Source organism: Roseomonas sp. F4 (assembly GCF_053891155.1).
Genome location: NZ_JBSSHK010000003.1, coordinates 820,047 through 842,468, shown reverse-complemented (window position 1 = coordinate 842,468; position 22,422 = coordinate 820,047). Strand labels below are relative to the sequence as shown.

General features: G+C 70.1%; 19 protein-coding genes. 8 read left to right on the top strand and 11 right to left on the bottom strand.

Going from position 1 to position 22,422, the window contains the following annotated elements; all coding sequences use genetic code 11:
- Window positions 1-50 precede the first annotated feature (50 nt).
- Window positions 51-731 carry a Fe2+-dependent dioxygenase gene (locus ACVFYP_RS16265; protein ID WP_499201232.1) on the top strand — a complete coding sequence of 227 codons (681 nt, stop codon included), beginning with the start codon at window positions 51-53 and terminating at the stop codon, window positions 729-731.
- 45 nt (window positions 732-776) lie between these two features.
- Here the strand turns inward: ACVFYP_RS16265 and ACVFYP_RS16260 are convergent, their stop codons facing one another.
- The 6 genes from ACVFYP_RS16260 to ACVFYP_RS16235 all read right to left on the bottom strand — a co-directional run bounded on the left by ACVFYP_RS16260 (window position 777) and on the right by ACVFYP_RS16235 (window position 8,246).
- The gene (locus tag ACVFYP_RS16260) at window positions 777-1,652 is read right to left on the bottom strand and encodes a Bug family tripartite tricarboxylate transporter substrate binding protein (RefSeq protein ID WP_499201231.1); all 876 of its coding nucleotides are present in this window, start codon (window positions 1,650-1,652) and stop codon (window positions 777-779) included.
- A gap of 359 nt (window positions 1,653-2,011) precedes the next feature.
- Window positions 2,012-3,202, bottom strand: a complete 1,191-nt coding sequence (locus tag ACVFYP_RS16255; RefSeq protein WP_499201230.1) for an aminotransferase class III-fold pyridoxal phosphate-dependent enzyme — start codon at window positions 3,200-3,202, stop codon at window positions 2,012-2,014.
- A complete protein-coding gene (locus ACVFYP_RS16250) occupies window positions 3,199-5,259 on the bottom strand; it encodes an ABC transporter permease (protein WP_499201229.1) in 2,061 nt (686 codons plus the stop codon). Before ACVFYP_RS16250 ends, ACVFYP_RS16255 begins: the two co-directional genes overlap by 4 nt.
- Complete coding sequence (locus ACVFYP_RS16245) at window positions 5,256-6,224, bottom strand: ABC transporter ATP-binding protein (RefSeq protein WP_499201228.1); 969 nt, start codon at window positions 6,222-6,224, stop codon at window positions 5,256-5,258. Before ACVFYP_RS16245 ends, ACVFYP_RS16250 begins: the two co-directional genes overlap by 4 nt.
- Window positions 6,225-6,286: 62 nt before the next feature.
- Window positions 6,287-7,234 carry an extracellular solute-binding protein gene (locus ACVFYP_RS16240; RefSeq protein ID WP_499201227.1) on the bottom strand — a complete coding sequence of 316 codons (948 nt, stop codon included), beginning with the start codon at window positions 7,232-7,234 and terminating at the stop codon, window positions 6,287-6,289.
- A gap of 115 nt (window positions 7,235-7,349) precedes the next feature.
- The gene (locus ACVFYP_RS16235) at window positions 7,350-8,246 is read right to left on the bottom strand and encodes a LysR substrate-binding domain-containing protein (RefSeq protein ID WP_499201226.1); all 897 of its coding nucleotides are present in this window, start codon (window positions 8,244-8,246) and stop codon (window positions 7,350-7,352) included.
- Between the two features lie 146 nt (window positions 8,247-8,392).
- On the opposite strand from ACVFYP_RS16235, the gene phnA reads away from it, so the two are divergent.
- Genes phnA through ACVFYP_RS16200 form a run of 7 tightly spaced genes read left to right on the top strand, consistent with a single transcriptional unit; the run spans window position 8,393 to window position 16,765 of the window.
- Window positions 8,393-9,667, top strand: coding sequence for a phosphonoacetate hydrolase (gene phnA / locus ACVFYP_RS16230; RefSeq protein WP_499201225.1), 1,275 nt, complete (start codon window positions 8,393-8,395; stop codon window positions 9,665-9,667).
- Window positions 9,664-10,959: an alkaline phosphatase family protein gene (locus tag ACVFYP_RS16225; protein ID WP_499201224.1), complete on the top strand. Its 1,296-nt coding sequence runs from the start codon at window positions 9,664-9,666 to the stop codon at window positions 10,957-10,959. The genes phnA and ACVFYP_RS16225 overlap by 4 nt, the downstream gene beginning before the upstream one ends.
- Window positions 10,952-12,496, top strand: coding sequence for an ABC transporter substrate-binding protein (locus ACVFYP_RS16220; RefSeq protein ID WP_499201223.1), 1,545 nt, complete (start codon window positions 10,952-10,954; stop codon window positions 12,494-12,496). Before ACVFYP_RS16225 ends, ACVFYP_RS16220 begins: the two co-directional genes overlap by 8 nt.
- Before the next feature lie 2 nt (window positions 12,497-12,498).
- The gene (locus ACVFYP_RS16215; RefSeq protein ID WP_499201222.1) at window positions 12,499-13,347 is read left to right on the top strand and encodes an ABC transporter permease; all 849 of its coding nucleotides are present in this window, start codon (window positions 12,499-12,501) and stop codon (window positions 13,345-13,347) included.
- Window positions 13,344-14,255 carry an ABC transporter permease gene (locus tag ACVFYP_RS16210; RefSeq protein ID WP_499201221.1) on the top strand — a complete coding sequence of 304 codons (912 nt, stop codon included), beginning with the start codon at window positions 13,344-13,346 and terminating at the stop codon, window positions 14,253-14,255. The genes ACVFYP_RS16215 and ACVFYP_RS16210 overlap by 4 nt, the downstream gene beginning before the upstream one ends.
- Window positions 14,252-15,871 carry a dipeptide ABC transporter ATP-binding protein gene (locus ACVFYP_RS16205; protein WP_499201220.1) on the top strand — a complete coding sequence of 540 codons (1,620 nt, stop codon included), beginning with the start codon at window positions 14,252-14,254 and terminating at the stop codon, window positions 15,869-15,871. Before ACVFYP_RS16210 ends, ACVFYP_RS16205 begins: the two co-directional genes overlap by 4 nt.
- An 18-nt stretch (window positions 15,872-15,889) precedes the next feature.
- Window positions 15,890-16,765, top strand: a complete 876-nt coding sequence (locus tag ACVFYP_RS16200; protein WP_499201219.1) for a transglutaminase-like domain-containing protein — start codon at window positions 15,890-15,892, stop codon at window positions 16,763-16,765.
- 51 nt (window positions 16,766-16,816) lie between these two features.
- Here the strand turns inward: ACVFYP_RS16200 and ACVFYP_RS16195 are convergent, their stop codons facing one another.
- From ACVFYP_RS16195 to ACVFYP_RS16175, 5 genes are all read right to left on the bottom strand, one after another.
- Complete coding sequence (locus ACVFYP_RS16195; RefSeq protein ID WP_499201218.1) at window positions 16,817-17,584, bottom strand: ABC transporter ATP-binding protein; 768 nt, start codon at window positions 17,582-17,584, stop codon at window positions 16,817-16,819.
- Window positions 17,577-18,548 (bottom strand): FecCD family ABC transporter permease, encoded by a 972-nt coding sequence (locus ACVFYP_RS16190; protein ID WP_499201217.1) that lies wholly within the window; start codon window positions 18,546-18,548, stop codon window positions 17,577-17,579. Before ACVFYP_RS16190 ends, ACVFYP_RS16195 begins: the two co-directional genes overlap by 8 nt.
- Window positions 18,545-19,363 (bottom strand): ABC transporter substrate-binding protein, encoded by an 819-nt coding sequence (locus ACVFYP_RS16185; protein ID WP_499201216.1) that lies wholly within the window; start codon window positions 19,361-19,363, stop codon window positions 18,545-18,547. Before ACVFYP_RS16185 ends, ACVFYP_RS16190 begins: the two co-directional genes overlap by 4 nt.
- A gap of 74 nt (window positions 19,364-19,437) precedes the next feature.
- Complete coding sequence (locus ACVFYP_RS16180) at window positions 19,438-21,612, bottom strand: TonB-dependent receptor (RefSeq protein ID WP_499201215.1); 2,175 nt, start codon at window positions 21,610-21,612, stop codon at window positions 19,438-19,440.
- Window positions 21,613-21,615: 3 nt separating this feature from the next.
- Window positions 21,616-22,416 carry a class I SAM-dependent methyltransferase gene (locus tag ACVFYP_RS16175; protein ID WP_499201214.1) on the bottom strand — a complete coding sequence of 267 codons (801 nt, stop codon included), beginning with the start codon at window positions 22,414-22,416 and terminating at the stop codon, window positions 21,616-21,618.
- Window positions 22,417-22,422: the final 6 nt, after the last annotated feature.

The window sequence follows — 22,422 nt, the reverse complement described above, 5'->3', positions numbered from 1 at the left end:
GCGCGACGGAGCCGGTCGCGCAAAAGGCACAGACGGCGAGGAGGAATGCGATGCTGGTGCATATCCAGAATGTGCTGACGGCGGATGAAGTGTCGCAGTGCCGGCAAAGGCTGGAGCGGGCCGATTGGGTGGATGGCAGGGTCACGGCCGGCGACCAATCCGCCAAGGTGAAGCTGAATCTCCAGGTGCCGGAGGATTCGGCGGCGGCGCGCGAATTGGGTGATGTCGTTCTGCGGGCGCTGGGTAGGAACCCCCTCTTCGCCTCCGCGGTGCTGCCGCTGCGGGTCTATCCGCCCATGTTCAACAGGTATGATGTGGGCATGACCTTCGACATGCATGTGGACAACGCCATCCGCGCTTTGCCCGGCGGCGGCCGCATGCGCACAGACGTGTCCTCCACGCTGTTCCTGTCATCGCCGGAAGACTATGAGGGCGGTGAGTTGGTGATCGAGGACACCTATGGCGCGCAGTCCGTGAAGCTGCCGGCCGGCGACATGATAGTCTACCCCTCGACCAGTCTGCACCGCGTCAATCCGGTGACGCGGGGAAGCCGCTGGGCCTCGTTCTTCTGGACGCAATCGATGATCGACGATGATCGGCAGCGCCGGCTGCTGTTCGAGATGGACATGTCCATCATCCAGATGCGCATGGCGGTTCCGGACGACCATCCCAGCGTGCTGGGCCTGACCGCCTGCTACCACAACCTCATGCGCATGTGGTGCAAGACCTGACGCGATGGGCGGCGGGCCGAATCCCGCCGCCGGTCGCTGCGCCGGTCAATCCGTGGTGATATTGGCGCTGCGGATCACGCTGGCCCAACGCTCCAGGTCAGCGGCCATGGTGGCGCCAAGCGCCTCCGGCGGGCCGCCCAGCACGTTGAAGCCCTGCGCCGTCAGCGTTCTCACGACTTCGGGCGATGCCAGCACCGCGCGGGCGACCTCCGCATGGCGCTCGATGATCGGCGCGGGTGTGCGGGCGGGTGCCAGCAGGGCGAACCAGTCCCTGATCGTGACGCCAGGCACACCCAGCTCCGCGACCGTCTGAACATCCGGCATCAGTGACAGCCGTGCCTCGGATGCGACCGCGACCGTATGCACCAGGCCGCCCCGGGCCAATTCCAAGGCGGCGTTCACAGGCATGAACATCGCGGCGACCTGCCCTGCCAGAAGATCCGTCACCGCCGGACCGGTGCCGCGATAAGGCACATGCGTCACATCCACCGCCGCTGCGCGCTTGAACAGCTCCATCGTGAGATGATGCGGTGTGCCGACACCGGGCGAGGCATAATTCAGCACACCCGGTTGCGCCCGAGCTCGCGCCAGGAACGCCTCGAATGAAGCACCGCCGGATGGGTGCAGAACCAGGGCGTAGTCCACATCCACCATGGCCGTGATGGGCGCGAAGGAATGCAGCGGATCGTAGGTCAATGCGCGGTAGAGGCTCGCATTCATGACCAGCGTCGTGGTGTGGACCAGCAAGGTGTGGCCATCGGGCGTGGCGCGCGCCACGGCATCGGCGCCGATATTGCCGCTGGCGCCAGGCCGGTTCTCGACCACCACGGCATTGCCGAGCCGGCGTTGCATACCCTCCGCCACGATCCGCGCCACGACATCGGGTGGCGCGCCTGGCGTGAAGGGGACGATGAGGGTCACCGGACGATGGGAAAGTGTCTGAGCCCGCAAGGTGGCGGGATAGGCAAGCGCTGCCGTAGCCCCCAGCACCACGGCGCGTCGGGACCAGCTTCCCGCTGCCGCATGCTGCGCTGTTGCTTCGTCAGATGCCTTGCCAGCACGGGCAACACCAGAACAACCGCCATGATCGACGGCAGCACGAGACAAGGTCGCCATGAAATCCTCGAGCCATCTCAATCGCCAAGGAAAGTCCGGCGAGAGGCAAACGCGCAGATGGAATGCCGGACACTCGCCGACAAGTAAAGTGCGGCTGGTGCCGCTGCGCGTCATGTGACTCAGATGTAGAGCTTCACAAAGAAGTTGACGTTGCGCGCGTCGTATCAGCCCTTGAGCGCCTGCTCCAGCATCCCCACCGCCAGCGCGATCTCGGCCTCGTCAATCACCAGCGGCGGCGACAGGCCGATCGCGTCGCTGCCCTTGGCAGTGCAGGAGAAACCCAGGGGTCGCAGACGCGCCACCAGGTCCGCTGCCCGTCCTTCCCAAGCCCCTTGCAGCGGCAGTGCCAGCAGCAGGCCGAGCCCGCGCGGAGCAAGTCCCGTGGCCGCTTGCACCGCGACCCGCAGCGCCGCGCCCATCCGCTCGGTCCGCGCCACCAGGCCCTCCTCTGCGATGATGCGCAGAGTCTCCAGCGCGGCGCGGCAGGTCAGCGGGTTCTTTTCATGGGTGTAGTGGCCGAGGTTGAGTTCCGGCGCCACGTTCATCGCCGCATCGGCGATCACGGCAGCGATCGGCACCATGCCGCCGCCGAGAGATTTGCCCAGCACCACCGCATCCGGCACCACGCCGAAATGCTCGAAAGCGAAGAAACGGCCGGTCTTGCCGAGTCCGGAGGGGATCTCGTCGAAGATCAGCTTGGCGCCGTGGGTATCGCACAGCGCGCGCACGGCGGGCCAGAGCCCCTGCGGCGGCACATGGCAGTTGGAACGCATCGGCTCCGCCACCACCGCGGCGATGCCGGTGCGGCTCGTGGCGAAGGCGGCGCGAATCTCATCGCGCATCCGGTCCGCATCCACCCAGTAGGGCGTCACATGATGCCGCCCCGGCAGCAGCGGTCCCAGCCGCGCGTCATGCCGTGCCGATGCAAGACCGAGCGCGCCAAGGCCATCCCCATGGTAGCTGCCTTCCAGCGAAATGCTCTCATGCCGCCCGGTCGCCACCCGCGCCAGCTTCAGCGCGATCTCCATCGCATCCGATCCGCCGGTGGCGAAGAGCACGCGCGCGCGGGGCCCCTGCCATCGGGCCAGCAGCGCCTCCGCCAGTTCCACGGCCGGCGCGTTGGTGTGCCGGCGCGGGCAGAAGGGCAGGTCCAGCAACTGCGCCTGCAAGGCTGCGATCAGGCGCGGATGGGCATGGCCGATGTGGTGCACGGTGTTGCCGTGGAAATCGAGCATGCGGTGCCCATCCGCATCCTCGATCCAGCATCCGCCCACGGCGCGCAGCGCGGCGAGGCAGGGCGAGGAGCCGCGCTGGTGGAAGAAGGCCACGGCATCGCGCGCCACGAGATCGTTCATCGAAGCCCCGCCAGGCGGCGTCCGCCGCGTTGTTCCAGCCACCAGATCGCCGCCATCGCCACACCAGCCCAGCACAGTATCACCACGCTCTTCGCCGCCGCCTGGCCGAAGTCGCCGCTGCCGGCATGGTTGAAGATGGCGACCGAGGCCAGCTTATGATCGCCGCTGACCAGGAAGATCACGGAGGAGAGCGTGGTCATGCCATCGACGAAGACATACAGCGTGCCGAGCAGCAGGGCACCGCGCAGCAGCGGCAGCGTGACCTCCGCCAGCCGACGAAGCACGCCAGCGCCGAGCCCCTCCGCAGCTTCCTCAATGGCGGGGTCCATGCGCTGCAGGCTGGCGCGTGCCGCCAGCACGGCCACGAACATATTGCCGAACAGGATGTTCAGCACCAGCACCGCGCCCGTGCCCGTCAGCGCCAGGGATTCCAGGCCGAAGGGCAGGTTGAAGGCCAGGATGTAGCCGATGCCGAAGATCAGCCCCGGCAGCACCGCCGGCAGCAGGGCGAGGAAGGCCAGAGCCTCGCGCCCCGGCGGGCGGATGCGTTCGATCACGAAGGCCAACAGCACACCCAGCGCGCCGCCCAGCGGCGCGGCCAGGGCGGCGACCCACAGGCTGTCCCACACCACGGCAACACCGCGCTCGCTGCTGCCATAGCCGGTGCCGGCGGCGGCGAAATGCTCCAGCGTCGGGCGCCAGGAAATGCCCCATTCCACCGTGAAGGCGCCGACGACCACGGTTGCATAGACGGCCAGGATGGCACCGGCGACGAGCAGCGACAGCGCCCCAAGACCGCGCCGCCAAGCACGGGGCAGTGCCGCCTCCGGCGTAGTGCCTGCCGCCGCGCCGGTATCGTAGCGCTTGCGCCGGCCGATGCGCTCCAACGCCAGATGCAGGACAAGGCCCGGCGCCAGCAGCAGCACGCATAATGCCGAGGCAAGGCCGGTGTTCCGGAAGGCCGTCATTTCATCGTAGATGACGGCGGCAATCACCGGCACGTCGCGCCCGGCCAGCAGCAGTGGATTGCCGAAATCCGTCAGGCTCAGAATGAACACCAGCACCACGGCGCGCTTCAGACCGGGGCTGGCAAGCGGCAGAGTCACCTCGCGGAAGGTCCGCCCGCGGGAGGCACCAAGAATGTCGGCGGCTTCCTCCACCCGCCCATCCTGCCGGCGCAGCGTATTGTCCAGCACGATGAAGGCGGCGGACACGAAGGACAGCACCTGCGCCAGCAAAACGCCCGCGATGCCGTAGATGTTGGTCTCGTCGGCGTCGATCAGGCCGAGCCCCTTCTCCAGCAGCTGGTCCGTGAGCAGGCCCCGGCGACCGAACAGCATGATGATGGCGCTCGCCACCAACACCGGCGGCGCCACCAGCGGCAGCAGTGTGACGGCGCGCAATAGGCCCGGCCAGCGCACGCCGCGGCGATTCACCGCGAAGGCCAGGGCGAAGGCGATCGGCGTGGTGACGAGGCAGGCGAACAGGGCGAAGCCCAGGCTGTTCAGCGCGGCGCGGCGCAGATGCGGATCGTTCAGAGGGGCGAGATAGTGGTCGAGGCCGATGCGCCATTCCTCGCCCGTGCGCAGCGCCTCGAAGGCCTCGGGGGAGAGTTGGTCGCGAACCTGGAAAGCAAGCGCGACGCGCCGATGGCGCATCACCGCGGCCAGCGGCAGAAAGCCTTCCAGGCGTGCCTGCACTTCCGCCGGCAGGGCGCTGCGCGCCGCGAAGGCGGCCTCGCGCTGCGCCTCGAAGGGGGCGGCGAGGTCCCAGGGCGGCGTGACGCCGGCAAGGCGGAAGGCCGTGGCCAGCGCCTCCACCTCCTCCTGCGCATTGCGCGGCACGGACCAGCGCGCGAGGGCGGCGTCGCGGCGTTCCTGCGGCAACAGGGCCAGGGCCTGTTGCGTCGTCTCATGCAGGCGCCATTCCGGCATCGGGCCAGTGACGACAAAGCCGCGCCCCAGCACAGCGGCGATCGGCCAACCGATGAACAGCAGCACGGGTGTCGCGACCAGGATCGCCAGCAGCCAGCCCGGCAGACGGCGGCGCCAGTTCACCGGGGCACCAGCGCGGGCGCCGCGATGGGGCTCAACGCCAGGACATCGCCCGGGGCGGGGCGCAGGTGCCGCGCAGGCAGCTCCGCGGCGATGCGGGTACCGCAACCCAGCACAAGGCCCACCCGCAACATCGCACCCAGAAAGCGGGTGGATTCGACGACGCCGCGCAGGGGACCGTCGGGATCGGCGGCCAACTCCTCCGGCCGCAGCACCATCAGGCAGGGGCCATCGGCCAGCCCCTTTTCCGTCTGCCAGGCAATGCCCAGCGCCTGCGCCACGCCTTGCACGATTTCGGCCTCCAGCAACGTGGCCTGGCCGACGAATTCGGCGACGAAGCGGCTGGCTGGGCGCAGGTAGAGATCAGCTGGCGCCGCTGCCTGTTCGATGCGCCCATCGCGCATCACCACCACCCGGTCGGAGATCGCCAGCGCCTCCTCCTGGTCATGCGTCACATACAGCGCGGTCATGCCAAGCCTGTCACTCAAAGCGCGGATCTCGTCACGCAGCCTGTGGCGGATACGCGCATCCAGGGCCGCGAGCGGTTCATCCAGCAGCAGCATCCGCGGCGCCGGCGCGATCGCGCGCGCCAGCGCCACGCGTTGCTGCTGTCCCCCCGACAATTCATGCGGATATCGGTCGAGCAACGGCAGGATAGCGACCATCGCCGAAACCTCCCGCACCCGCGCCGCGATCTCCGCCTTCGGGCGGCCGGCAACGCGCAGCGCGAAGCCGATATTCTCGGCCGCTGTCTTGGTGGGGAACAGCGCATAGGACTGGAACACGAAGCCCATGCCCCGCGCGGCCGGCGGTGCATTCGTGGCGTCGGCGCCGTCAATCACGACACGCCCGGCATCCGGGGCGGTGAAGCCGGCGGCGATGCGCAGTAGCGTCGTCTTGCCGCAGCCTGAGGCACCAAGCAGCGAAACGAATTCGCCGGCGGCGACGGAGAGGCTGACGCCATCCACCGCGCGGGCGCTGCCGAAGGCCTTGCGAACCGCCTCCAGCCGCAGCCGCGGCGTGGCGCCGCTCAGCGTTGGAACCGTTCGGTGAAGGTGCGGCGGAAGGCCGCCTGATCCACGGGGCGCCGCATCTGCCACAGCGTGATGGTGTTCAGATCAACCAACCCGAAGCCCGGCACCGCCGTGGCGCCGACCAGGTTGGTCAGCACGCGCGCCGCCGCCTCGCCTGCCATGAAGTCGAGGAAAAGCTGCGCCTCGGCACGGTTACGCGCACCGGCCACCAACCCGCCACCCTCCATGACATTGGGCGTGATGCGGCCATAGACGACCTCCACCGGGCGGCCCTGCGCCTTCTGCGCGTGGCATGTCGAGTCGAAGGACAGGCCGATCGCCAACTCGCCGCGCGCCGCCATTTGCGCGCCACCCGAGCCGCCATCGGAATAGCTGCGCACATTCTGGTGCAGGTTCTCGACGAAGTTCCAGCCGAAGGCATCGACAAAGGTGGTCAGGATGGCGACACCCGTGCCCGAGCGCAGCGGCGAAGGCAGTGAGATTTCCCCGCGATAGACCGGGCGCACCAGATCCTCCCAGGCGACCGGCATCGGCAGTCGGCGCTCAGCCAGTCGCTCGGTATTCACCACCATGCACATCGTGGTGGCGAAGTGCATGACGTAGAAATCGTCCGGCTCGCGGAACTGCGGCGCGAGCTCGGCGCCGCGCGGGCGATAGGGCTCGAAGACACCGGCGGTCTTGAGCTGTTCGAGCGCCAGGTTGTTGACCAGATACACCACATCTGCCTGCGGCCGCTGCCGTTCGGCGATGGCGCGTTCCGTGATCGGCCCGGTGGAGCCGGAGACGAAGGTGACGCGAATATCCGGATGCGCCTGGCGGAAGGCGGCGACCAGCGGCGTGTTGACGCTGTCACTGGCGTTGTAGATCACCAACTCGCGCGCCTCGGCTGGGCGGGCGGCAAGGCCCAGCAGCATCGCGGCGCAGAAGGTCAGAAGGGCGCGCATCAAGGGTATCCTTCGCCGGCTGGCCATTCATGGCCTCCGGTGAAAGATCAGCCATTGGTGCAGACAACCGGATGACAGTTCCTTGACCAACCGATGACGTCACGCGCGACGAGGATTATGCCGAAGCAGCCGCCAGGGCCTCGATCTCCGGATAGAGCCAATCCAGGAACGGCGCGGCACGGTTCCGCATGGCCGCGGTCGCGGGCATGACGATGTTGTAGGCGGCACCAGGCACCGTGATCCCCGGCCACTGCGCCACCAGGCGCCCCGCCGCAACATCGGCGGAGGCCAGCACGGTCGGCGCCACGATCAGACCCTCCCCGGCCAGCGCCGCCTCATAGGCAATGTAGAAATGCGCGAAGCGGCGGCATGGCTGGCCAAGCCGCTGCACGGAGGCGGCGATGAGCCACCGCTCCAGGTCGCCGGATCGCGTGCCGCTTTCCAGCAGCGGCAGTTGATCCGGCGTCATCGCCGGCGCCGCTAGAGTCGGCGCGATGAAGGCGGTCAGAGTTTCCCGAAGCAGTGGCTGCGCCTCGTAGCCGGTGGGCACGAAGCCGTCCCGACGAATCGCGACATGGTGCGGCAGTGTCAGCCAGTCGTCATGCGTGTTCGTCTGGCGGAGCGTCACCTGCAGCAGCGGTGCGACGCGTTCCAGCCGGTGCAGGCGCGGAACCAGCCACTTCATCGCGAAGGTCGCCGGCGCGAGCACGCTGAGCTGTGAGCGTTCGCCCTGCTGAGGGCGAAGCACCGCCAGCCCGTCACCGATCTGCGCCATGCCCGCGGTGACGGATTGCGCCAGGCTGCGCCCGGCCTCGTTCAACATGACGTCGCGCCCGTCCTCGGCAAACAGTTTCAGGCCGAGCCATTGTTCCAGTGCACGAAGCTGCTTGCTGATGGCGCCCGGCGTCACGTTCAGCTCCGCCGCCGCGGCGCTGCGGGAGCCAAGCCGCGCGGCGGCCTCGAAAGCCTCGATCATGCGAAGCGGCGGGCGGAGCCGTGGGGAGGGTGCCATCGTGATGGTTCCGCGAATAAATCGTGAAATTCAGATATCTGCACGAAATAGCGGCGCGTCCCTGACGAATATTCGTCATTCGACCGTGCCATTCACCTGCGACATATACCGCCCCGAACCGGTGCTTCGGAAGGGTGATGCGCAGCATGCAAGCGACAGGGACTTCGCCAGGGCCCGACATGCTGGTGAACGGGCGTTACTACCGCCGCCCCGCCGGCGCCATCGCCGTCATCTGCCTCGATGGCTGGGACCCGGCCTATCTGGCGCTTTCCCTCGCTGCTAACGAACTGCCCGCCATCGCGCGCTGCATCGCCGAGGGCTTCCATGGCCCGGCGGTCTCGGCGATGCCGAGCTTCACCAATCCGAACAACTTCTCCCTGGTCACCGGCGTGCCGCCGGCGGTGCATGGCGTGTCCGGCAACACCTATCTGGATCGCGCGACCGGCGAGACCGTGATGGTCACCGGCGACGCCGAATTGCGCGTGCCCACCATCCTGGCCGCGCTGGCCGATGCCGGCGTGCCGGTTGCGATCGTCACCGCGAAGGACAAGCTGCGCCGCGCCCTGGCGAAGGGCTTGCCGATCGGCCCGCGCGGCATCGCGGTCTCGGCGGAACGGGCGTCGGAGGCGACCCTCGCAACGCATGGCGTGGACGACCTGCCGGGCCTGGTGGGCGCGCCGGTGCCGGCGCAGTATTCGGCGGAACTGTCGTTGTTCGTGCTGGATGCGGGGCTGGCGCTGCTGCGGGCCGGGCGCGCGCGCTTCCTGTATCTGTCGCTGTCCGACTACGTCCAGCATCGCCATGCACCGGAAGCGCCGGAGGCGCGGGCCTTTCTGCGCGCCGTGGATCAGCGCATCGGCGCGCTGATGGCGGAAGGTGCCCTGGTCGCCGCGACGGCTGACCATGGCATGACGGACATGGCACTCGTGGATGGCAGCCCGAACATCGTCTTCGTGGGCGATGTGCTGGATGCGCGCTTCGGCGCCGGGATGGCGCGCGTGATCTGCCCCATCACGGACCCCTTCGTGCGCCATCACGGCGCGCTCGGCGGCTTCGTGCGCGTCTATCTGGCGGAAGGCGGCCCGACGCCGGAGGCCGTCATCGACTGCCTCCAGCACGTGCCTGGTATCCATCAGGCGATCACCGGCGCCCAGGCCTGCGCGCTTTATGAGCTGGTGCCGCAGATGGAAGGCGATGTCGCCGTGCTGGGCGCGCGCGGCGTCGCCCTGGGCGCACGCGCCGCGGAGCATGACCTCAGCCAGCTGGCCGGTGATCGGCTGCGCTCACATGGCGGGCTGTTCGAATGCGCAGTGCCCTTCCTGCTGTCCCGGCCACTCGATCCCGCCTGGCAGGCGGCGCACCCGATGCCACGCAACTACGACATCATCGATGCCGCCCTGAACGGGACGCAGGCACCATGACGCGCCGTGTCGTCGTCGTCGTGCTGGATGGGCTACGCCGTGACATGCTCGGCGCCGATGCCACGCCGGCGTTGGCGCGCTTCGCGGCGGGCGCCACATCCTTCGCGGCGTATCGCTCCGTCTTTCCCTCCGCCACCCGCGTCGTCTCGGCCTGTTTCGCGACGGGCTGCGTGCCGGCACGCCATGGCCTGGCTGGCAACAGCCTGGCCCTGATGGAGGATGGCGTGCTGGTGGCGCATGACGTCGGCCGCCCGGACTTCATGGACGATCTGCGCCGCAACCGAGGCAGGACGCTGGAGGTACCGACGCTGGCGGAGCGTCTCGCCGGCGCGGGGCGGGAAGCGATGGTATTCTCCAATGTCTCGCCCGGCGCGGCCCGCGCGCATGACCCGGACGGGCATGGCTGGGTCCTGCATCGCGCCTGGGCGCATGGCCCCGGCCTGCGGCGGCTGGAGGGGGATGAGGCGGTCGCCTCCGTCACACTCGATGCCGCGGGCGATGCGATGCTGACCGAGGCCTTTCTTGGCCGTGCGCTGGCGGGGCGGCAGGCGGCGCTTGGCGTGCTGTGGCTTGGTGAGCCGGATGCGACCCAGCATGCCGTGCCACTCGGCGCGCCGCGCGCCATGGCCGCCATTTCCGCCGCCGATGCGCGCTTCGCGGAGGTTCGCGCCGCCGTCGCGGCGCGGCGCGAGGCTGGGGAGGACATCCTGTTGCTGGCCTGCTCCGACCATGGCCACCAAACCGTCGAGGCGGTGGTGGATATCGAAGCCGAGTTCGTCGCCGCCGGGCTGAAGCGCGATGCGGCGGATGCAAGCCTGTTGTCCGTCTCGAACGGCACGGCCGCGCTGGTCTATCTGCATCCGGATCGCGTGGACGATGCCGATGCGGTGCTGGGCTTCCTCGCCACGCGCCCCTGGGCCGGCAATGTGTTCAGCGGCGCCGCCTTGGCGGAAATTGGGCACGCGCCGCGCGACCATCTGCTCTGCGCGGTGGCGATGGTAACGCGGCCGGCGCCGAACGAATACGGCGTTCCCGGCCTTGCCTTCGCCGCGCGGCCCGCCGGCGCCAAGCCGGACCGGCTGGGCTGCGGCCAGCATGGCGGGTTGGGCGCGGCCGAGCAGATGCCGTTCCTGATGATCGATGGCGCTGGCTTCGAGGCCGGCACGGTGCGCGATGCGCCGAGCAGCCCCATCGACCTTGCCCCCACCATCCTGCGTCATCTGCGCCTGCCCGCGGATGGATGCGATGGCAGGGCGCTGCAGCTACCCACAGGGGAGAACGACGATGACTGATGTTCCGCTGAACCTTCTGCGTCGCCACCTGCTGCTCGGCGGCGCCGCGCTGGCCTTGCCAACCTCGGCCCTGGCTCAGACCCAGACTGCGCCCCGCGCCGGCACGCTGAAGGTCGCCTTCCTCGGCCTCGACACGGCGGACCCGCATCGCCACACCGGCTCGATCGCGGTGCAGCAGGTCTTTGTCGAGACGCTCACCTCGATCGCCGATGACGGCACCGTCAAGCCTTTCCTCGCCACGGCCTGGGAGATCAGCCCGGACGGCAAGCGCTACAGCTTCACGATCCGCGAGGGTGTGCGCTTCCACAATGGCCGACTGCTGACCGCCGAGGATGTGCGCGCCAATGCGGTGCGCGTGCGCGACCAGGTGCGCGGCGGCTGGCTCTCCGCGCCGATGCGCCTTGTGGAGTCCCTGGAAGCGCCGGACGCGCGGACCTTCGTGATGACCATGAAGGAGCCCTACGGCCCGCTGCTCAACCTGCTGTCGGAGCTTTGGATCGTCGCGCCGGAAAGTGAAGGCTGGGCGCAGACCATCCGCCAGCCGATCGGCACCGGCCCGTTCCGCTTCGGCCGCTGGCAGCCCAATGTCAGCTTCCATGCGCCGGCCTTCGCGCAGTACTGGCAGCCCGGCCTGCCGCGCGCCGAAGCGGTGGAATTCTCGCTGCGCGACGACAGCGACCTGTCGCTGGCGCTTCGCGCGGGCGATCTGCATATCGCGCGCGTTGGCTACGACAAGCTGGCCTCGGTGCGTGCCGATCCGAATCTGGAAGTGCAGTTCATGAAGGACACCACCTGGTGGTTCTGGTCCTTCAACAACCGCAACCCGCGCCCGCCCTTCAACGACATCCGTGTGCGCCAGGCGGTCAGCTTCATGCTCGACAAGCCCGCCTTCATGCGCTTCGTGGCCGGTGAGGCCGGTACGGTCACCAACCAGATGGCCGCCCCCGGGCAGTTCTTCTGGGACAAGGCGATGCATGACGCGGATATGCACGCGGCCCCAAATGAGGAGCGTGCGCGTGCCCTGCTGCGCGAGGCCGGGGTGAACCCGGCGAACACGCCCTGCCGCATCGTGTCCTGGCAAAGCGCCTATACCGAGATCGCGGTGCAGGCGATGCGCAAGCTCGGCTTCCAGGTGGAGCATCTGGCGCTGGACGATATCGGCGCGCAGCGCCGGCTTGGCCAGTATGACTGGGACCTCGCCCCCTTCGCCTCCGGTCCGCGCGCGGACATCTTCCTGCGCTTCGTGCGGATGATGTCGGATGGGCCGAATGTCGGCCTGTGGGGCGGCACGCGCGATGCTGAATTCGACCGGCTGGTGCAGGGCGCCGTCGCCGCCGTCAATCTGAACGAGCGCCGGCGTCTGTATCTCGCCGCCTGGCAGCGCGCGATGGACAACTACTACACGGTGGTCATCGGCCATGCGCCGGAGCCGATCGTCAACCGGCGCGACGTCACGGGCTATTCGCCCGGCTTCACCTGGGGCCAGCACCGCGTCGATGGCGGCCTCGCCTTCGGTGCGCTGACGGCGCGGGGCTGAGCATGTCCGCCAGCACGATGGCGGTGCCGCGTCGCGCTGGCGGGATCAGCGGCTTCGCGCTCGGCATGGCAATCCTTGGCTTCGCGCTGCTGGTCGCCATCCTCGGGCCGGTCCTGGCACCGCATGACCCGCTGACGCAGGAACTGGCGGCGCGCAACGCGCCGCCGGATCTGGCGCACTGGCTCGGCCGCGACCATCTCGGCCGCGACGTGCTGGCGCGCCTGGCCGCGGGCACGCGCATCTCCCTGGCCGTGGCCTTTGGCGCGACCCTGCTGTCGCTGCTGCTCGGCGCGGGGCTGGGGCTGGCGGCGGAGGCGCTGGGGCGCTGGCCTTCCTTCCTGGTCTTCGGCTCCTTCGACATGGTGCGGGCCATGCCCTCCATCCTGCTGGCGCTGACGCTGATGGTGGCGCTCGGCATCGGGATCTGGCCGCTGATCCTCGCATTGGGCGTCGCCTATGCGCCGCATATGGCCCTGGTCGCGCGCGCGGCATGGCGGCGAGAGAGTGCGACTGGCTATGTCGCCGCCGCGCGGGTGATGGGGGCGGCGCCGCTGGCGACACTCTGGCGCCATGTGCTGCCCAATATCGCCGGCGCCCTGGTGACCCAGGCGGCCATCATCATGCCCCGCGCCATCACCACGGAAAGCGTGCTGTCCTTCTTCGGCCTGGGCGTCTCGCCAGAGACGCCGAGCTGGGGCCGCATGATCGCGGGCGCCTCGCGCTTCGCCGAATCAGCCCCCCATGCCGTGCTGGCGCCGGTCCTGGCGCTCTGTGTCGTGACACTAGGCTTCGCGCTGGTCGGCGACCGGCTGCGCCTCGCGCTCGACCCGTTGCGGGAGCGGGGGCGATGAGCTTCACGCTCCATGCCGGCCTGGGCCTTCTGCGCCAGGCCCTGCTGCTGGCCGGGATCGCCATCGCGGTGTTCCTGCTGATCCGCATCGTCCCCGGCGACGTGGTGGATTCCATGGCGCTGGAAGGCAGCCTCGACGACGAGGCGATCGCGGCCTTGCGCGCCGAGCTGGGCCTGGATGCCGGGGCGCTGACGCAGTTCGGTATCTGGGCGTCGCGCGCATTGGTCGGCGATTTCGGCAATTCACTGCGCTTCGACCGCCCGGCGGCGGAGCTGATCCTGGCGGCGCTGCCGACCACGCTCGGCCTGGCGACGCTGGCGCTCGCGGCGGGGCTCGCGCTCGGCATCGGGATGGCAACTGCGGCGGCGCTCTGGCCACGTTCGGCCTTTCCCGCCCTGGTGGAGGCGCTGAACCTCTGGTCAATCGCGCTGCCCACCTTCTGCGTCGGCCTTGCCGCCATCCTGGTCTTCTCGGTCTGGCTCGGCTGGCTGCCGGTGATCGGGCAGTGGCTTTCGCCGGTGCTGATCCTCGGCGTCGATATCGCGGGACAGGTGGCAAAGCCGCTGCATGAGGACCTGAAGGAAGCGACGACGGCCAGCCATATCCGCACCGCCCGCGCCAAGGGCCTGTCGCCCGCGCGTATCGTGCTGCGCCACCTGCTGCCGAACGCCTTGACCACGGTGGTCGCGCTCGGCGGGTTGATCCTGGCCGGCATGATCGGCGGCGCCCTGACCATGGAGGTGCTGTTCGGCCTGCCGGGCCTGGGCACGCTAGCCTACCAGGCGATTTCGGGGCGCGACTATCCCGTCATTCAGGCCGTGGTGCTGGTCTTCGCGGCCGGCGTGGTGGTGGTGAACTGGTTGGCCGATCTGGCCCAACGCAGCCTGGACCCGAGGCTCCGCCGATGACCGAAACCCCGCTTGTGGCCCTGCGCGACTACCGGGTGCGCTTCGGCGATGCGACCGCGGTGGATGGCGTTTCCTTGTCGCTTCATCCTGGCGCGACCCTGGCACTGGTGGGGGAGAGCGGCTCCGGCAAATCGCTGACCGCGCTTGGCATCGCCGGGCTGGCGCCGCCCGCGGCCCGGCTTTCGGGCAGCCTCCGGATCGACGGTGTGGAGATGCTCGGCGCGCCGGAACGCGCCTGGCGCGCGCTGCGCGGCGCCCGCATCGGCATGGTCTTCCAGGAGGCGATGGGCAGCCTCAACCCGTCCATGCGGGTCGGCGCGCAGATCGCCGAGTCCATCAACGCCCATCGCAGCCTGCCGAAGGCCGAGATTGCGCGCCGTGTCCTCGATGCCCTGGCCGAAGTCGGCCTGCCCGATCCGCAGGGCAAGGCCGCGGCCTTCCCGCACCAGCTTTCCGGCGGGCAGCAGCAGCGCGTGATGATCGCCATGGCGCTGGCCGCCGATCCGGCGCTGCTGATCGCCGATGAACCGACCACCGCGCTGGATGCGACCGTGCAGGCGCAGATCCTGGCGCTGCTGGTGGCGTTGCAGGCGCGGCGCGGGCTCGCCATGCTGTTCGTCTCGCATGACCTGGCGGTGGTCGAGGGCATCGCGCAGAGCGTGGCGGTGATGCGGCATGGCCGAGTGGTGGAGGCCGGGCCCACGGCGCAGGTCTTTGCAGCACCCTCCCACCCCTATACCGCGGCGCTCCTCGCAGCCCGCCCCGGGCGGGTGCTGCGCGCCAGCACGGTCCAGGGCGTAGCCACGCCGGCGCTGGAGGTGCGTGACCTGTCGGTCCTGTTCCGGCCGCATCGCCTGGGGGGCGCGAAGCTGCGCGCCGTGGATGGCGTTTCCTTCCGCATCGTACCCGGCGAGGCGCTGGGCTTGGTCGGGGAAAGCGGCTCGGGCAAGAGCACGCTGGCGAAGGCGGCCGTCGGGCTGGTGTCGCCGGCCGGTGGTTCCATCCGCGTCTTCGGCCACGACCCGGCCGCGCCGGGCGGCCGCAAGGCGATGGCCCGGGCCGTACAGATGGTGTTCCAGGACGCCGCCGGCAGCCTAAATCCGCGCCTGACCATCGCGCGGATCCTGGCCGAACCGCTGGCGGTGCATGCGCTGGCCCCGCCCGCCCAACGCCGTGCCCATGCGCAGCGGCTGCTGGAGGAGGTCGGGCTCACGGCAATGCATTTGGATCGCTATCCGCATCAGCTTTCGGGCGGGCAGCGGCAGCGAGTTGCCATCGCCCGCGCCCTGGCGGTCGATCCACGCCTGCTGGTCTGTGACGAGCCGGTTTCGGCGCTCGACATGACGGTGCAGGCGCAGGTGCTGGATCTGCTGGGCCGTATCCGGCGCGAACGCGGCCTCGCATTGCTGTTCATCGGCCATGACCTTGAAGCCGTCGGCGCGGTGTCGGAGCGCATCGCGGTGATGAAGGATGGGCGTGTGGTGGAGATCGGCGCGGCCGAGGTCATCCTGCAACGCCCAGCCACCCCCTATGCGCAGGCCCTGGTCGCCGCCATGCCGCGCCGCCTGGCGAAGCAGGCCGGCGCCGCCGCGTGGCTGGCGACAGCCGGCGCCTGATCCGAAGGAGGTCCAGCCTTGCCCATCGTCACCGTCAACTTCACCGATCCGGTGCCGCCCGGCGCGCCGCTGCTGCTGGCACCCCGCTTTCCGGACGCCTTCGGCTTCCGCCTCGATCGCTTCGAGGTCGAGCATGGCGAAGTTCTGGGCGCGGTGAAGGCCACCAATTCCGCGCAGGAAGCCTATCTGATCCGCCCGACCTCGGCGCCGACCCGGCCCGTTCTGCATTACCGCATGGACGTCTTTGCCGGCGACCCGCCCGATTGGATATGGACGCCGCCGGCAACGCGCTATGTCGAACCATCGGCTGAGCTACGGAGCTTCGTCGCCGAACTGGTGAAGGGAGCGTCGAACGAGGCCGAAGCGTTACGGCGGATCGTTGATCACGCAGCAGGCCATTTCTGGTACGGGCATGGACCGGGAAGCCTGATGGAGGGGCGCGCGACGGTGCCGCTGCTCACCGGGCCAACCCGTGGGCATTGCCTCGACATGCATGGCTATTGCGTCGCCGCCTGCCTCGCCACGGGAATCACCGCGGCCTATACGGCGGGCTTCTGGTTCAAGGCCGGCAGCAACCACGCGCCGGGGATGCATTGCTGGTTCGTGGCGAAGGTCGATGGTGCGATTGTCCATTACGACGTCTCGCATCAGTTGAAGCTTCCGACCTGGCCGGTGCTGCCCGGACTCAATCCCGTGCCGGGCCTGCGCTTCCTGGCCGCCGTGGGCAAGGGCCTGCGTTTCCAGGTCAGCGACCAGCGGATCGAGCTGGCCCATTTCGCGAAATTCGTCTGGCTGACCGAGGATGGGCGCGAGCACCATCCCGCGCATGCGCTGCTCGTCGATTCGAACGAAGCCGGCGCCGACCGCTTTTCGCCTGATGGGCCGAGTTGCTGAGGTCTTGTCCCGTCGCCGGGTGAAGGTGTGGTCGCCTGTCCGAAGGCGGCTTCAAGGCCGCGCCGCGCCGCCATCGGCCTGCGCGGTCAGCATCCATCCGGCCTGGGTCCGGATTCGCTCGAACACCACGCCGAACACCGCATCCAGCCTTGGATCCTCGGCGAAGGCCGGCGCGGTGGCCAGGGCCTGCTGCCGCCCCTCATGCAGCAGCGCGATGCGGTCGCACCAGGCGAAGGCCAGGTTCAGGTCATGCACCACCACCGCCACCGCCGCGCCGTCTTGCGCCGCCGCGCGCAGCCGCCGCATCAGCGCGAGGGACTGCCCCACATCCAGCGCCGCCGTCGCCTCATCGGCCAACACCAGCTCGGGCCGCGTGGCGAGCACGGAGGCCGCCAGCACCCGCGCCCGCTCCCCGCCCGAAAGGCTCTGCCACCGTCGAGGCAGCAAAGCGGTGATGTCATGCTGGCGCGCCACCGACTCCAGCCCGGCGGGATCGCCACCGCGCTCCAGCCCCAGGCGCAGCAATTCCCGCGCCGTGTAGTCCCAGTGCGGCGCGAAATGCTGGGGAAGGTAGCCGATGCGGCGGGCGCGTTCGCGGGGCGGCCAGGCATCCAGAGCGCGACCGCGCAGATGCACCTGCCCGGCCGTGGGGCGCAGCAGCCCGGCCATCAGGCGCAGCAGCGTGCTCTTGCCCGCGCCATTGGGGCCGATGAGGCCCAGCACCTCACCCCCGCGCAGTTCCAGCGCGACATGCTGGACCAGCGCCCGCCCGCCCAGTTCGAAGCCCAGCCCCTCCGCCCGCAGCACCGCCTCAGCCACGCCGCGTCTCCCGCGCCAGGACCAGCAGGAAGAAGGGCGCCCCGATGGTGGCAGTCACCAGGCCGAGGGGGATTTCGGCCGGCGGCAGCAGGGCGCGGGCGGCGCCGTCGCACAGCATGGCGAGCCCCGCTCCGATCGCCGCGGCCCGCGGCAATAGCCGGGCATGCAGCGGGCCGGAGGTCCAGCGCGCCAGATGTGGCGCCATCAGCCCGACGAAGCCCACCAGCCCGCCCCAGACCACGCTGATGGCGACGACGAAGGCCCCGGCCAACACCGCCAGCGCCACGAAGCGCCGCACCGCCAGGCCATAGCTTTCCGCCATGGCCTCCCCCAGCCCCAGCAGGTCCAGGCCCCGCGCCAGCCCCCGGCACAGCAGCAGCGCCGCGGCCGTCAGCGCGGCCAGCAGGCCGAGCTCGGGCCAGGACGGCGTCTGCACCCCGCCCAGCGCCCAGGCGAGCACCGCCTGCAGGCTCACCGTCTCATCCGACAGCGCCAGCATCAGGAAGGACCGCACCGCCCCCAGCAGCGCCGCGACGGCCACGCCGGCCAGCAGCAAAGCCGCGACGGAGGTGCCATCCGCCAGTCGCGCCAGGGCCAGCACCAGCCAGGTGGCGGCCCAGGCTCCGCAGAAGGCGAAGAACGGCAGCGCCAGGCCCTGCGGCAGGGGCAGCGCGACCAGCAGCGCCACCGTCGCCCCCACCGCGGCCCCGCCGGCGCTGCCGAGCAGATAGGGCTCGGCGAGCGGGTTGCGGAACACGCCCTGGAACACGGCGCCGCCAAGCGCCAGCAGCGCGCCGACGCAGCCCGCCGCCAGCACGCGCGGCAGCCGCCATTGCAGCAGCAGCTGCGCCAGGGGCTGCGCTGGATCGGCGAGCAGGGAGAAGGCCTCGGTCGGCGTCAGCGTCACCGCGCCCAGCATCAGCCCGGCCAGCAGGCCGAGCGGCGGCAGCAGCCAGGCGATCATCCGCCAACCCCGTGCAGCAGCCGCGCCAGGCTTTCCACCCCGTCCACCACGCGCGGCCCGGGGATCAGGAAGTTTGCGCGGCTGACCACCCGCACGCGGCCCGCTTGCACCGCGGCCAGCGCGCCGAAGCCGGTGCGCGCGGGCACCTCCGCCGCTTGATCCGGCCGCCCAGCCATCAGGTAGACGTCCGGATCGGCGCGCAGGATCGCCTCGCCCGAAACCAGCGGCGGGCCATTGGCCGAAAGCTCCGGGAAAACGCTTGCGCCGCCGGCCAGCCGCACCGCATCCCAGCTGTAGCTGCCGGGACGGATGGTGCCGTAGACGCCGCGCCCGGTGCTGGAGGTTTCCATGAACACCCGCACCGGCGCACGCCCCGCAAGGCTCGCCTGCACGGCATCAAGCCGCGCCTGAAGCCGCGCCACCAGCGCCTCCGCCACCGCCTCCTGCCCCGTGGCGGCGCCGAGCAGGCGGAGATTGCCGAAGACCTGCGGCAGGTCGCGATGCGTCACCACCAGGGTCGGCACGCCGATGCGCGCCATGGGCTCGACCAGGGCATGGGCCGCGCTGCGGCCGGGTGTCATGACCACGAGGTCCGCCCCCAGCCGCGCGATGGCCTCCGCCGAGAAGCCAAGCCGCCCACCCACCAGCGGCAGGCCCCGCACCTCGGGCGGGTAGTTTGTATAGGCCTCGATCCCCACCACGCGATCCAGCGCGCCGATCGCAGCCAGCATTTCGGTGTTGGAAGCGAAGATGGCGACGATCCGGCGCGGCGGCCGCGCGATGCTGACGCGACGGCCGAGGCCATCCGTCAGCACGCGCGGCCAGCCATCCGCCCGCGCGCTGCCCGGCGCCAGCAGGGGCGCCGCCAGCAGCGCGCGGCGCGAAAGCCTCAGAATGACACGCGCAGCCCGGCCAGGAATTCCCGCCCCGGTGCCGAATTGCCCAGCCCGCCATTCGCAAAGCGGGCATCGGCCTCGGAACCACCAGCGGTGGCTATGAAGATCGGGTGGTAGTTGGTGTCGAAGACGTTGTTGATCGCGCCGAAGATGCGCAGGCCGGGCGCCGCATCGGGCGCCGGCTGGAAGCTGCCGCGCAGGTTCCACACCCAGACTGGGTCCTTGCGATGGATGAAGCTGCGGTACGGCTCGGCCGTCGGCACCACGAGATTCTCCTCCGTGTCGTAGTACATCGGGCCGCGCAGCACGCCCATCACGGTGACATCCCAGCGCGGCTGCCCCACCGTGGTGCCGAGCGCCGCCTGGTAGCGGTACATGCGCTGCGCCGTACGGGTATTGACCGTCGGGCCCAGCTGCGCGCCCTCATCGACCATGTCGAAATTCCAGGAGGCATTGGCGAAGGTGGTCCAGCGCCAATCGGTGATGCCCAGCGCGCGCGCCACATCGCCCTGCCATTGCAGCTCCACCCCGCGCACCACGATGTCGCCGGGATTGTTCACGTAGTCGGAGGTATTGGCCACGCCGGGCCGCGCGGCGGTGGTGATACGGTCGCTGATGGTGTTCTGGAACAGCGCCAGATCAGCCCGCCAGCCCGGGCGGAACAGCGCGGCGCCGACCTCGTATTGCACGCTGGTCTCGGGCTTCAGATCCGGATTGCCGAAGGTGCGGCCGCCGCCGAGCGCGGTGAAATCGGCGGCGAGGTCGGTGGCCGTCGGCGCCCGGAATCCCGTCGCGGCATTGGCGCGCAGCACGGCGCCTTCCGCCACGCGCAGGCTGGCGCCGGCGGACCAGGTGGTGGCGTCGTAATTGGCGCTGCGCAGCCGCAGCAGGGGCTGGTTGTCGGTGGCATCGAGCTGCGTCTCACCCCAGCTCTGGCGCACGCCGGCGCGCAGCGTCAGCCGATCATCCAGCAACCGCTGCGACAGTTCGGAAAACAGGCCGAGCGTCTGCTCGGTCTGATCATTGTCATAGGGCGAGACCTGGGTGGTGATGCCGCTGCCCGGCAGGCCGACTCGCGTACGCGTGGAGCGCAGGGTGGAATGCTCCACATCCAGCCCCGTCACCAGCTCCGCCCCCTGCCACAGCCGCATGGAAGGCTGCAGTCGTAGGCCCAGGATATCCAGCGTGCGTTCGTTGTGGTCGGAATCGGTGCCGGGCACAGGCAGCCCGGCGCTGCTGCGCAGCACCGGCGATCGCCAGCGGAAATCATCCTGGTCGCGCACCGCGTAGAACTGGCCGAACCAGCGGAAGCGGTCATCCGGCGTCGCGCCATCCAGCGTGACATCGGCCGAGGCGTTGGTGCGGTCCTCGCTATTGGTGGTGTTCCAGGCGGAGCCCCGAAAGCCCGCATCGTAGATGCCATCCGTCCGCAGCGTGGTGGCGAGGCGGCCGAGGCCCGTCTGCACGCCGAGCGCGCCCAGCGCCCCCATCCGGTTCCACTGCGTGCCGCCCTGTTCGCGGCCACCGCCGGCGCTGTAGGAATCGCGCCTCCCGCCGGCGACTCCGAGATAATAATCCACGCCCGAATCCGGCACGGCGCCACCCTGGCCGACGCGCCCGTCCAGCAGGCCCCAGGAACCGGTGCGAATCTCGGCCTGGCCGCCGGGGGAATTCAGGCCGTCGCGCAGGATCAGGTTGATGACGCCGCCGATCGCCTGGCTGCCATAGACCACGCTCGCCGGACCGCGAATCACCTCGATGCGCGCCACCTCCGCCGGGCTGAGCTTGGAGAGGTTGGCGGTGCCGGCGCGCCGGCCATTCACCAGCACCAGCACCTGGCTGCGAAAGTCGCGCCCCTGGCCGTCGGAGGCGCCACCGCGGATGTTGATGCTGGTCTGCCCCGGCGTCCATTCGCTGAAGAAGCCCACGGCATTCTCGGCCAGCAGGTCGGTCAGATTCTGGGCGGTGCTCGCGCGGATCGTGGCCTCGTCGATCACCTGCACCGTGCCGGCCAGGGCCGAGCGTGGCTCCGGCCGACGCGTGGCGGTGACCACCAGATCATCCAGCGTCGTCTCCTGTGGCCGCGGCCCGCCTTGGGCCGCGGCGGGCGTCAGGCCCGGGGCCGCGAGCACGGCAAGGGCGGAGCCGGCCAGGAGAAGCTGTCGCATCGATCACAGATTCCAGATCAGAAGGGCGGAAAGTTTCGGCGCGGCCAGGGCGACGCCGCCGCAGGGCAGCGGCTCGGCTGTGGCGGCCAGCGTTTCGGCCAGCGTGTCCCGGGCGGCGGCGCCGGGCGGCAAGGCGAGCTGCGCGGCGCAATGCGCCAGCGCGGCATCGAGACCCGTGAAATGCGCCCGAAAGGTCCAGGGTGCGAGGCGGATGTCGTGCGGCGCCTCGGGACCGAGGGCCGCCAACACTTGCCGCAGCGCGGGCGTTTCATCCTCGCCGTGCAAGGTGGCCGGCAGCGCGCCGGCGAGGCACCAGCGGCGCGGCCCCTGCTGGGCCGGCACCACCCAGACCACGCGCCGCCGCGCCAGCGCGCGCATGCGGCCGAGCAGGGCGCGTGGCGCGGTGAGGGTCGCGCCGATATTGGCGGCAAAGGCCCAGTCATGTGGCGCAAGGCCGAGGTCGGGCAGCGCCTCCCACCGCGCCGCCATCGGGCGAAGACCGCGCCGGCCGCTACGGTGCAGTCGGCCGAGCCGGGCGCGCAGGTATCGGTTCGGCTCCAACGCGGTCCAGCGGGCCTCCGCGGGCAGCCAGGGCGCGACGGGGTGGCCCGCCCCTGCGCCGATATCCAGCAGGCTGGCCGGCACCTCGCGGCCCAGCGCGCCGGCGATGGCCGCGCCATAGTCGGAGCGGTCCAGCGACATGGCATAGAAGCGCGCCGCCCGGTCGGGCCAGACGGCGCGAGTCTCAGTGCCTGGCTGGGGGGTACGATTCGGCAGGCCTGACAGCGTAGGATGAGGTGTCATCCGCAG